The organism is Pseudomonas salmasensis (assembly GCF_014268375.2).
Lineage (GTDB): Bacteria > Pseudomonadota > Gammaproteobacteria > Pseudomonadales > Pseudomonadaceae > Aquipseudomonas > Aquipseudomonas salmasensis.
Window position 1 is genome coordinate 4,508,702 of sequence record NZ_CP077083.1, and the last position, 12,071, is coordinate 4,520,772.

The window sequence follows — 12,071 nt, forward strand, 5'->3', positions numbered from 1 at the left end:
GATCTCATCAAGGCTGTGGATTGGCGGTAAACCGGCATCGCGACTAGCTTAAACGCTGGTGGCAGTTAATGACTGCCGTGCGGGGCCCATTTACTGACTGGACGGAATCGACCATGAGTATTGTTCAACGCGTCGTGCTGTTGATGAAGGTGCTGGTGTTGTTGTCGTTGGGGATGTCGACGGCCTGGGCACATAACCCGGTGCATGGCTCAGCCAGGGTGACGAGTAGCCAGAGCTCGGACTTGCAGTTGGCCAAGTCCGAAGCGGAACCCGGCGATAAAGGCCAAGGTGGCGCTGAGGGGGATGATGACTCGACCACCGAAGAGCCCGACAGCGACGACGCAGATGAAGGCGATAGCCAGACGTAGACTCGCCAAGGGAAAGCGTTTCAAACTATCAATGCCTTGGATGGGACCTCCAAGGCATTTTTATTGGCCGCCCCTTTTCCTCAGAACGATGTGGTCACCGACGCGAAGTAAGCCCGCCCCGGCTCATTGTAGGTCTGCGCCCCCGCATCCTCGGCGTTGCCTTTGCGCGACAGGCGCTTGTCCAGCAGGTTATTGATGCCCACCCGTACGCTCAGGTTTTTATTGAATTCGTAGCCGCTGCTCAGGCCCATCAGCCCGTACGGGTCGACGTCCTGCTGGGCGCTGCGCTCGTAACTGCTGGCGCTGCGTGAGTTGAGCGTCGGCGCCTCCTGCTTGCCGTAATAGGTGCCGCTGACCTGGAAGGACAGCTTGTCCGTGGCTTGCCAATCCAGCGTGGTGTTGACGGTGTACTTGGGGATGATGCTCAAGGGCTCGCCGGTGTCCTTGTCCTTGGAGTCGATCATGTAGGTCAGGTTGGTGTTCAAGTCCAAGTCATCGCGCAGGCTGATGAACAGGTTGCCTTCAACGCCCTGAACCAAGGCTGGGCCGCTGTTTTCCCACTCCAGAACACGTCGGCCGTTGCCCAGGCGGAAGGCCGCCTCGTTACTGGCGTTGATCTTGTTCTTGTAGTCATTACGGAAGTACGTCGCACTGGTGCGCCAGGTGCCCTTGTCCAAGGCCAGGCCGATTTCCTTGTTGACGCTGATTTCCGGCTTCAGGTCGCGGTTGCCCACCAGGTAGCAACCGCCCATGTTGGCTTCGCTGGCGTTGCAGCCATTGCCGCGGCTGTAGAGCAAATAGTTCGGGTTGGACTGGTACAGGTTGGGGGTTTTGTAGGCGCGGGCAATGCCGCCCTTGATGCTCAGTTCATCGGTCAATTGGTGCGAAGCGTTGAAGCTGGGGCTCCAGTTACCGCCGAACTCTTCATGATCGTCGTAGCGCAGGCCAGGGGTGATGACGGTCTTGCTGCCCAGCTCGATGTTGTCCTCGGCAAACAAGGCGTAGCTCGAGGCGGTGGTCTTGGTGCTGTTGCGGCTCACGCCCGGGATGGCGGGGACGCCGCCGGTGCCTGGGTCATAGCTTTGCGGGCGCAACGAGCCAGGGTCGTTCATCGACTCGTAGAGGTATTCGCTGCCCAGGGTCAGCACCTGTTCGGCACCTAGGCTCAGGGGCAGGTTGACCTCGGCGGTGGCCCGGGTATTGCGCAGGCGCGACTCGAAACGGCCTGCACTGGCGGAGGGCGCGCCCTCGCCGGATCCGGCCAGGCCTTCGTTGAGGCGTTCGTTGCGGGTCAGGTCGTGGGTCAACGAGGCCAGGGTCGAACCCCAGTCAAATTCGCCGCGGTGCGTGGCTGAAAAGCTGCTGCGTTGAATCACACTGGTTTCCTTGCCCACCAGGCTTTCCACGAACGCGCCACCGCCGTTGAGCATGGTATCGCCGGCGAAAATATTGCCCTGGCGGCTGTAGCTGGCTTCCAGGTCGAGGGTTTGCTCGGGGGTGAATTGCCAGCTCAGCAAGCCATTCACGTCTTTGTTGCGCACGCCTTCGCGGCCAGCTACCAGCGAGTCTGGGGTCGCTTGGGCTGCGCGGTTGATGTCGGCGTCATCGGCGTCGGTCTTGTTCAGGCCGCCATAGACGCGGAACGCCAGGGTGTCGGTCAGCGGGCCGCTGAGGTTGAAGTTGGTACGCTTGCTCGCGCCTTCGGCATCGTTTTCGGGGAAGGCGGTGTAGGCGGTCAGCGAGCCGTGCAGTTGGTCGGTGGGGCGTTTGGTGATGATGTTGATCACCCCGCCCATGGCACCGGAGCCATAACGGGCGGCGGCCGGGCCGCGCAGGATTTCAATGCGTTCGACTTCTTCTGCCGGTACCCAGTTGGTTTCGCCACGGGTATCACGGTCACCACTCCAGCCATAACGCACAGCGTTGCGCGAGGTCGACGGTTTGCCATCGATCAGGATCAGGGTGTTTTCCGGGCCCATGCCGCGCAGGTCGATCTGGCGGTTATTACCACGACTGCCGCTGGAACTGTTGCCGGTCAGGTTCACACCCGGCTCGCGGCGGATGATCTCCGACAGGTCGTTAGTGGGCGGGCGTTTCTTGATGTCTTCGGCGGTGATGATCGACACGCCGGGCGCTTGCTTGAGTTCTTCGGCGGCGGTGCCCAGTACCCGCGTTTCGCCCAGTACCAGGGCTTGTGGCGTGCCATCCACAGGCAGGTCTGTCGCTTGGATCGGCACTTTGTCGCGCTCTTTTTCCACACTTTGCGCCAGCAGCGCGGGGGACGAAAGGGTAGCGATAAACGCCAGCGAGAGATGGCTGAGCCTGAATTGAGACGACATGTCCACAAAGTCCTTTAGGAGGGGCGATTGAACGAGAGGCGTCTGAATTTTTTCGTGCATCCAGCGCTCTCCGTGCGCCGTAATGGTATTGATTCTCAAACAGAAGTAAATTGCATTTACAATCTATACACTTTTCAAAACGGTCTGGCTCAATGTTTTCAGGGCTTTTGGCATGGGTTCAAACGGTATGTTTTCTGTTACAACCGCGCAAAAAAAAGCCCCTCCGGCCAGACTGATGCGCAATCTGGCGGGAAGGGCGATGGAACTCATTGAAACCGCAGCCTCTGTAGGAGCGAGCTTGCTCGCGAAGAACCCATGGACACCGCGTTAAACCAGATCACCGCGTTATCGTTGACGTTTTTCGCGAGCAAGCTCGCTCCTACAGGGGCAGGTTGGGTTGCTTCAGGCCACGAATTGCTCCGCGTAATGGCAAGCCACCTGCCGGTTATCCAAAGGACGCAACAGCGGCTCCTCACTGCTGCAACGCGCCGTCGCATATGGGCAGCGCTTGTGGAACGCGCAGCCAGGCGGCGGGTTCAGCGGGTTGGGCAGTTCGCCGACGATCTTGATCTTCGGCTTGCTCGGGTCCGGGTGAATGGTCGGGGTGGCCGACAGCAGCGCCTGGGTGTACGGGTGCAGCGGACGGGCGTAGATGTCTTCCTTGGGGCCCACTTCAACCGGGCGGCCGAGGTACATCACCATCACATCGTCAGCCACGTGTTGCACCACCGCCAGGTTGTGGGAGATGAACACGTAGGCGGTGTTGAATTCCTGCTGCAAATCCATGAACAGATTAAGCACCTGGGCCTGGATCGACACGTCCAGCGCCGAGGTCGGTTCATCCGCCACCAGCACTTTGGGTTGCAGCATCATGGCGCGGGCCAACGCGATGCGCTGGCGCTGGCCGCCGGAGAACATGTGCGGGTAACGCTGATAATGCTCAGGGCGCAGGCCCACTTGCTTCATCATCGCCTGCACTTTCTCGCGGCGCTCAGCGGCCGACAGGTTGGTGTTGATCAGCAACGGCTCGGCCAGTTGATCGCCGACTTTCTGGCGTGGGTTCAACGAGGCATAGGGGCTCTGGAACACCATCTGCACGTCTTTGCGCAATTGCTTGCGCTGGGCCTTGTCGGCGCCGGCCACTTCTTGCCCGGCGATTTTCAACGAGCCCGACGAGGGCTCTTCAATCAGCGTCAGGGCGCGGGCCAGGGTGGACTTGCCACAGCCCGACTCGCCTACCACGGCGAGGGTTTTGCCGGCTTCCAGCTCAAAAGACACACCATTAAGGGCACGCACGGTGGCGTGCCCTTTGAACAGGCCACGGGACACTTCGTAGTGACGGGTGAGGTCGCGGGCGGTAAGTACGACGGCCATTACGCCACCTCCTGGTTCAGCGGGTAGAAGCAGCGGGCAAGGCTGTTGCTTTTCGGATCAAGGCCCGGGCGCTGGGCGCGGCAGGAGTCCTGCACGTACGGGCAGCGCGGCGACAGCAGGCAGCCCTGTGGGCGGTCATAGCGACCCGGCACGATGCCCGGCAGGGTGGCCAGGCGCGTAGCACCCAGGCTGTGCTCGGGAATCGCCTTGAGCAGCGCTTCGCTGTACGGGTGCGCCGGAATGTCGAACAACTGCGGCACCTGGCCGACTTCCACGGCTTGGCCGGCGTACATCACGCACACGCGCTGGGCGGTTTCAGCCACGACCGCGAGGTCGTGGGTGATCAGCACCAGGCCCATGTTCTGCTCTTTTTGCAGGGCCAGCAGCAGTTCCATGATCTGCGCCTGGATGGTCACGTCCAACGCAGTGGTCGGTTCATCGGCGATCAGCAGTTTGGGCTCGCCGGCAATTGCCATGGCGATGGCCACGCGCTGGCTCATACCACCGGACAGTTGGTGCGGGTAGGCGTCCATACGGCTGGCGGCGCCCGGGATTTCAACCTTTTCCAACAGTTCGATGGCGCGCTTGCGCGCTTGTTTGCCGGACATTTTCAAATGCAGGCGCAGCACTTCTTCAATCTGGAAACCCACTGTGTAGCTTGGGTTCAGCGCGGTCATCGGGTCCTGGAACACCATCGCCAGGTCTTTGCCGACGATCTGGCGGCGCTGGCGGTTGCTCAACTTGAGCATGTCCTTGCCGTCGAAGCTCAGGGCATCGGCTGTGACGATGCCGGGATGCTCAATCAGGCCCATCAGCGCCATCATGGTCACGGATTTACCCGAACCCGACTCGCCAACGATCGCCAGTACTTCGCCTTTGTCGACGGACAGGTCGAGGCCATCGACCACCGGCACGGCGGTCTTGTCGCCGAAGCGCACGTTGAGATTCTTGATTTCTAACAGTGACATGGGAATCTCCTCAGGCGGCATTCTTGAGTTTCGGGTCCAGCGCGTCGCGCAGGCCGTCACCCATCAAGTTGATTGCCAGCACGCTGAGCAAAATGGTCAAGCCAGGCAGGCTCACCACCCACCAGGCGCGTTCGATGTAGTCACGGGCCGAAGCCAGCATGGTGCCCCACTCAGGGGTTGGCGGTTGTACGCCAAGGCCAAGGAAGCCCAGGGCCGCGGCATCGAGAATCGCCGAGGAAAAGCTCAAGGTCGCCTGTACGATCAGCGGCGCCATGCAGTTAGGCAGTACGGTGATGAACATCAGGCGTGGCAGGCCGGCGCCGGCGAGGCGGGCGGCAGTCACGTAGTCGCGGTTCAGTTCGCCCATCACGGCGGCGCGGGTCAGGCGCACATAGGACGGCAACGACACGATGGCGATGGCGATCACGGTGTTGATCAGGCCAGGGCCGAGGATGGCGACAATCGCCACAGCCAGCAGCAGCGACGGCAGGGCCAGCATGATGTCCATCAGGCGCATGATGGTGGGGCCCAGCAAGCGCGGGAAGAACCCGGCGAACAGGCCCAGCAGGATGCCCGGGATCAGCGACATCACCACCGACGACAAGCCAATCAGCAACGACAGGCGCGAACCCTGGATCAGGCGCGAGAGCAAGTCACGGCCCAGTTCGTCGGTGCCCAGCAGAAATTGCATTTGCCCGCCCTCCAACCACGCCGGTGGTGTGAGCAGGAAGTCACGGTATTGCTCGCTGGGGTTATGCGGGGCAACCCACGGGGCGAAGATCGCGCAGAACACGATCAGCAACATGAACAGCAGGCCGGCGACCGCGCCTTTGTTCTTGGAGAAGGCTTGCCAGAATTCTTTGTACGGGGACGGGTACAGCAGGCTCTGATCGACTGCTGACACTTGATTAGGTGTGGTCATGGTCATGATCTCAGCGCTGGTGACGGATGCGTGGGTTGGCGAAGCCGTAGAGGATATCCACCACGAAGTTCACCAGGATCACCAGGCAGGCGATCAACAGAATGCCGTTTTGCACCACCGGGTAGTCCCGCGCGCCAATGGCTTCGATCAGCCATTTGCCGATGCCGGGCCACGAGAAGATGGTTTCGGTCAGTACCGCACCGGCCAGCAGCGTGCCGACTTGCAGGCCGACCACGGTGAGCACCGGGATCAGTGCGTTGCGCAGGCCGTGCACGAACACCACGCGAGCCGGCGACAGCCCCTTGGCCTTGGCGGTACGGATGTAGTCCTCACGCAGCACTTCGAGCATCGACGAACGGGTCATGCGCGCGATCACTGCCAGCGGGATGGTGCCGAGCACGATGGCCGGCAGGATCAAGTGATGCAACGCATCCCAGAACGCGTCCGGCTCGTCGGCCAGCAAGGTGTCGATCAGCATGAAGCCGGTGCGCGGCTCGATGTCGTAGAGCAGGTCGATACGCCCGGAAACCGGGGTCCAGCCCAGGCTCACCGAGAAGAACATGATCAGGATCAGGCCCCACCAGAAGATCGGCATCGAATACCCCGCCAGGGAGATGCCCATCACCCCATGGTCGAACAGGGATCCTCGCTTGAGTGCCGCGATCACCCCGGCCAACAGGCCCAGGATACCGGCGAACAACAGCGCGGCCATGGACAGTTCCAGGGTCGCGGGGAAGAGGGCGGTGAACTCGGTCCACACGCTGGTGCGCGTGCGCAGCGATTCGCCAAGGTCGCCCTGAGCGAGCTTGCCGACATAGTCCAGGTATTGCGCATACAGAGGCTTGTTAAGGCCAAGGCGCTCCATTGCCTGTGCGTGCATTTCGGGGTCAACCCGTCGCTCGCCCATCATGACTTCTACGGGGTCGCCTGGAATCATGCGAATCAACGCAAAGGTCAGCAACGTGATGCCGAAGAACGTGGGGATCAATAACCCCAGTCGGCGGGCAATAAAACTAAACATCTTGGTGTGTACCTCAATCAGCCGGTTAGGCAGGTCCGGCACCGTCAGTGTCGACGGTGCCGAGCGTTTTTCTTATTTACTTCACCTGGGTGGTGGCGAAGTTATTGGTGGTCAGAGGGCTTTGGGTATAACCCTCGACGTTCTTGCGCATGGCGGTAAACATTTTCGGGTAGGCCATGGGAATCCACGGTTGGTCCTTCTCGAATACGGCCAAAGCTTGTTCATAGAGTGCGGCGCGTTCGGCGGGTTCAGCGTCGGCGCGGGCCTTGTCGATCAAGTCCTGAAACTCTTTGTTACACCAGCGTGCGTAGTTTTCGCCGTTTTTCGCTGCATCGCAACTCAGGTTTGGGGTGAGGAAGTTGTCCGGGTCGCCGTTATCTCCGGCCCAGCCGGCAGAAACCATGTCGTGCTCGCCGGCTTTGGCGCGCTTGAGCATTTCGCCCCATTCCATGACTTTGATATTGACCTTCAGGCCGATCTGGGCCAGATCCGCCTGCATGCGCTGGGCGCCGAGCATCGGGTTAGGGTTGGTCGGGCCGCCGCCGTTGCGGGTGAACAGGGTGAACTCGGTGCCTTCCGGTACGCCGGCTTCCTTGAGCAGAGCGCGGGCTTTGTACAGGTCGCGAACAGGGTTTTTCAGCTTGTCACTGAAGCCCAGCAGGGTCGGCGGGTACGGGCCGGTGGCATCGACGGCGTTGCCTTTGCCGTACAGCGATTCGTTGTAGCCCTTTTTATCGAAGGCAATATTGATCGCGTGACGTACCCGCGCATCGCTCATGTACTTGTGGGTGGTGTTCATGGCGGTGTAGCTGGTGGTCATCGCTGCCAGTTCCGCCACTTTCAGGTTGGGATCAGCCTTGGCGCTGGGTACATCATCGGGCTTGGGATACAGCGCGATCTGGCATTCGTTGGCCTTGAGCTTTTGCAGGCGCACATTGCTGTCGGTGGTGATTGCCAGAATCAGCGGATCGGCCGGCGGCTTTCCACGGAAGTACTCCGGGTTGGCCTTGAAGCGCACTTGGGCGTCTTTGGCGTAGCGGTTGAAGATGAACGGCCCGGTGCCGATCGGCTTGGCGTTCAGGTCATCGGTCTTGCCGGACTTTAGCAATTGGTCGGCATATTCGGCGGAGTGAATCGAGGAAAACGCCATGGCCAGGTCGGCCAGGAAGGGGGCTTCAGGACGGGTCAGGGTAAACACGACGGTGTGGTCGTCGGTCTTCTCTACGCTCTTGAGCAGTTCTTTAAAGCCCATGCTTTCGAAATACGGGTAACCCACAGCGGACTTGTTATGCCAAGGATGATTCGGGTCCAGCTGGCGCTGGAAGCTCCAAAGCACATCATCGGCGTTCAGGTTGCGCGTGGGTTTGAAATAGTCGGTGGTGTGGAACTTGATGTCGTCACGCAGGTGGAACGTATAGGTCAGGCCATCGGCGCTGATTTGCGGCAAGTCTTTGGCCAGGGCAGGCACCACTTCTGTGGTGCCGGGCTTGAAGTCCACCAGGCGGTTGAACATGGTTTCAGCGGCGGCGTCAGCGGTTACGGCGGTGGTGTACAGGACCGGGTCGAAACCTTCCGGGCTGGCTTCGGTGCAGACCACCAGCGGTTTGGCCGAAACGCCGATCGCCACGCTCAACAGCGCAGCGGCCATGGCGGCTTGGAGTGGGAGCATTTTCATTCAGAGCCCTCTGCAATCGATGGAGCCAGAAAAGCGTAGGCGGCGGGCTCGTCCTGAGCTCGCCGCCTGCCTGGCACTAATTAAAGGATGTTGAACGGGATGGTGGTAACCAGACGGAACTCTTTGATGCTGCCGTCGGACTGGAACTCGCTGCCACGGTGCTCAACATAGGTTGCGCGCACGGTGGTGGCTTTGAGTGGGCCGCTCTGCAGCGCGTAAGAGGCGCCTACACCGTATTCCTGGTGCTTCTCGCCGTCCTGGGACTGGATGCCGTCATAGGCAAACTTGGCCCGGCCATTGTTGCCGGTGTAGTGGGTACCGTCGATGCCCCAGCCGCGTGCCGAGTAGGCGTTGAACTTAAGGCCAGGTACGCCGTATTCAGCCATGTTGATGGCATAGGCGATCTGGAAGGATTTCTCGTTCGGGCCGTTGAAGTCAGACGTCAGGGAGTTGGCCAGGTAGATGCCGTTGGTTTCGTGCAGGTAGTCGAAGTACTCGTTACCGTTCACTTGTTGGTAGCCGAAGGTCAGGCTGTGTGCCTGGTGAGTCAGGCCCAGGGAGAGGGAGAAGGTATCGTTGTCGATTTCCCCCATCTCTTTTTTGCCTTCATCGACAGTCTTGTAGTAGTTGAAACCGGTGGTCAGGCCCAACTGCTGCGCGTCGCCCAGCTCGTGGGTGGCGCCGAAGTAGTACTGGTTCCAGAAGTCCTTCACGTTGGCGGCGAAGAAGCTGGTCTTCAGGCTTTTCAGCGGCTGGTAGTTCACACCCAGGGTCGACACTTTGTCGGTTTCTGCGCCGTTGCCGTATTCGCTGCGGAATTTCGACAGGCTCTGCTCGCTACGTGGCGAAACGCGGTCGAACACGCCACCCTGGAACGACAGGTTGCTGAACTCTTCGCTGTTGAAGCTCACACCCTGGAAGCTGGAAGGCAGGGCACGGTTGCCGATGGTGTCGACGATGCCGCTGCTGAAGTTCTGGCGACCGGCGGTCAGTGTGGTGTTGGACACACGGAATTGCACGTTGGCCAGGCCCAGTTTGCTCCACTGGTCGACGGCGTCACCGTTGGAGTCGGCCAGGGTACGGTTGGAGCCGCCTTTGATATCACGCTTGCTGCGGTCCAGTACCAGGGCGTTGTACACCGCCACTTCAGTCTTGACCCCAACGGTGCCCTGGGTGAAACCCGAGCTGGCGTTGAGGATGGTGCCTTGCACCCAGTTGGTACGGTTGCGATCGGTCAGGGTCTGGCCGTGCTTCTGGTACGAGAAGGTGCCCCCACGGTATTTGCTTTCATGGGAGTACCAGTTGCGCGTGGTGCCGCCCAGGCTGAAATCTTCGATAAAGCCTTTGGCCTCGCTTTGGGCGCTGGTGCCGGCCAGGGTGGTAGGAACGAAGTCCTGGCTTTGCGTTTCAGCGTAGGCGGTGGCCGTGATGCTGCTGATGGCCAAGGCCAGAAGCGCTTTGCTGCTCAGTTTCATGGGTGAAGCTCCTTTGGTTCTCTTTTTTAATGCCGGTCTTTTTGGGTGATCCGGCTATTGGGTGTGGAACTCGTTCAAGCTGTTGCAAACGTTTGGCGTAGGAAATTTCCCAACAAAAGCCTGCACGTTTGCCGGGGAGCCGATTTCGCTCCCCGCCATCCGGTTTTTTTCTTATGGGGTGATGCTGACGCCCGAGAACACGTTGCGGCCGAAGGGGCTTACCTTGAAGCCTTCGACTTTGGCGCTTAACGGCTGGTTGACCGTCGAGTGGGCGATGGGCGTGATCGGCACCTGCTGCTTGAGCAGTTGCTGCGCCTGTTTGTACAGAACAGTCCTTTGTTCGCGGTCGGTCACGACCTTGGCTTGCTTGATCAGCTTGTCGTACGCCGGGTCGCACCACATGGAGTAGTTGTTCCCGCCGATGGCGTCGCAGCTGTAGAGGGTGCCGAGCCAGTTGTCCGGGTCACCATTGTCGCCGGTCCAGCCGATCAGGCTGACATCGTGCTCACCGTTCTTGGTGCGCTTGATGTACTCGCCCCATTCATAGCTGACGATCTTGACCTTGAGGCCGATCTTGGCCCAGTCGTTCTGCAGCATCTCGGCCATCAGCTTGGCGTTGGGGTTGTACGGGCGTTGTACCGGCATGGCCCACAGGGTGATCTCGGTGCCTTCCTTGACGCCGGCAGCCTTGAGCAACTCCTTGGCTTTTTCCGGGTTGTAGGCGGCGTCCTTGATGCTGTCGTCGTAGGACCACTGCGTCGGCGGCATGGCGTTGACCGCCAGTTGCCCGGCGCCCTGGTACACGGCGTTGAGGATGCTCTGCTTGTTCACCGCCATGTCCAGCGCCTGGCGTACTTCAAGCTGATCGAATGGCTTGTGGCGTACGTTGTAGGAGATATAGCCGAGGTTGAAGCCCGGCTTGGTCAGCAGTTGCAGGTTCGGGTCGGCCTTGAGGGCTTCGACATCGGCGGGGCGTGGATGCAGGGTCACCTGGCATTCGCCGGCCTTGAGTTTTTGCACGCGCACCGAGGCGTCGGTGTTGATGGCGAAGATCAACTGGTCCAGCTTGACGCGGCTCGGGTCCCAGTACTGTTTGTTGCCCACGTAGCGGATCTGCGAATCTTTCTGGTAACGCTGGAACACGAACGGGCCAGTGCCGATCGGCTTCTGGTTGATGTCGCTGGGCCGGCCTTGCTTGAGCAACTGCTCGGCGTATTCGTCCGAAAGGATCGCGGCAAAGCTCATGGCGATGTTCTGCACGAACGCGGCGTCGACCGTGTTCAGGGTCATTACCACGGTGTAGGGGCCGGTTTTCTCGACCTTGGCGATGTTCTTGTTCAGGCTCATCCCGTTGAAGTAAGGAAACTCAGTGGGGTAGGCCTTGCGGAACGGATGCTCGGGGTCAAGCATGCGGTTGAAGGTGAACAGCACATCGTCGGCGTTGAAGTCGCGCGTCGGCTTGAATTCCTTGTTGCTGTGGAATTTCACCCCTTCACGCAGGTGGAAGGTGTAGGTCAGGCCATCTGGGGAGATATCCCACTTGGTTGCCAGCCCAGGGACGACGTCGGTGGCGCCTTTTTCGAATTCCACCAAACGGTTATACAAAGGCTCCGCCGCATCGTTGTCGGTGGCGGTGGTGTATTGCGCGGTGTCAAACCCTGCCGGGCTACCTTCGGAGCAGAACACCAGGCTCTTTTTTTCGGCGGCTTGGCCCATCGTGGCCACGGCCAGCAGGCTGGTGGCAAACAGAGCGGATACAACGGTTGTATGGCGCATGACGTTCCCGGTCCTTGTTTGTAGTTATCAACAGCGAGCCTTGCTTCTGGCATGCAGCCAGGCAGACAGCACTGATCCCACACACAGCAAGTGCCCTTCCCAGAGTGATGCCTCTGCTGTCCTACGACCTTATGGGGCGTTGACCTTGCAGTA

Annotated in this window: 9 protein-coding genes; 1 reads left to right on the forward strand and 8 read right to left on the reverse strand. The window is 60.2% G+C overall.

What is annotated here, in order from left to right; translation table 11 throughout:
- Nucleotides 1-113: 113 nt before the first annotated feature.
- Nucleotides 114-368, forward strand: coding sequence for a hypothetical protein (locus tag HU731_RS20200; RefSeq protein ID WP_186608185.1), 255 nt, complete (start codon nucleotides 114-116; stop codon nucleotides 366-368).
- Nucleotides 369-448: 80 nt separating this feature from the next.
- On the opposite strand, the gene HU731_RS20205 is transcribed toward HU731_RS20200, so the two are convergent.
- From HU731_RS20205 to HU731_RS20240, 8 genes are all read right to left on the reverse strand, one after another.
- Nucleotides 449-2,707: a TonB-dependent siderophore receptor gene (locus HU731_RS20205; RefSeq protein ID WP_186608184.1), complete on the reverse strand. Its 2,259-nt coding sequence runs from the start codon at nucleotides 2,705-2,707 to the stop codon at nucleotides 449-451.
- 402 nt (nucleotides 2,708-3,109) lie between these two features.
- Nucleotides 3,110-4,081 (reverse strand): peptide ABC transporter ATP-binding protein, encoded by a 972-nt coding sequence (locus HU731_RS20210; protein ID WP_003188483.1) that lies wholly within the window; start codon nucleotides 4,079-4,081, stop codon nucleotides 3,110-3,112.
- Nucleotides 4,081-5,049: an ABC transporter ATP-binding protein gene (locus HU731_RS20215; RefSeq protein WP_186608183.1), complete on the reverse strand. Its 969-nt coding sequence runs from the start codon at nucleotides 5,047-5,049 to the stop codon at nucleotides 4,081-4,083. Before HU731_RS20215 ends, HU731_RS20210 begins: the two co-directional genes overlap by 1 nt.
- Nucleotides 5,050-5,059: 10 nt before the next feature.
- The gene (locus tag HU731_RS20220; RefSeq protein ID WP_138761288.1) at nucleotides 5,060-5,971 is read right to left on the reverse strand and encodes an ABC transporter permease subunit; all 912 of its coding nucleotides are present in this window, start codon (nucleotides 5,969-5,971) and stop codon (nucleotides 5,060-5,062) included.
- 10 nt (nucleotides 5,972-5,981) lie between these two features.
- A complete protein-coding gene (locus HU731_RS20225) occupies nucleotides 5,982-6,992 on the reverse strand; it encodes an ABC transporter permease subunit (protein ID WP_003171721.1) in 1,011 nt (336 codons plus the stop codon).
- 76 nt (nucleotides 6,993-7,068) lie between these two features.
- Nucleotides 7,069-8,667 (reverse strand): ABC transporter substrate-binding protein, encoded by a 1,599-nt coding sequence (locus tag HU731_RS20230; RefSeq protein WP_186608182.1) that lies wholly within the window; start codon nucleotides 8,665-8,667, stop codon nucleotides 7,069-7,071.
- 80 nt (nucleotides 8,668-8,747) lie between these two features.
- Nucleotides 8,748-10,142: an OprD family outer membrane porin gene (locus HU731_RS20235; RefSeq protein ID WP_003188488.1), complete on the reverse strand. Its 1,395-nt coding sequence runs from the start codon at nucleotides 10,140-10,142 to the stop codon at nucleotides 8,748-8,750.
- Nucleotides 10,143-10,313: 171 nt separating this feature from the next.
- Nucleotides 10,314-11,918: an ABC transporter substrate-binding protein gene (locus HU731_RS20240; protein WP_186608181.1), complete on the reverse strand. Its 1,605-nt coding sequence runs from the start codon at nucleotides 11,916-11,918 to the stop codon at nucleotides 10,314-10,316.
- Nucleotides 11,919-12,071: the final 153 nt, after the last annotated feature.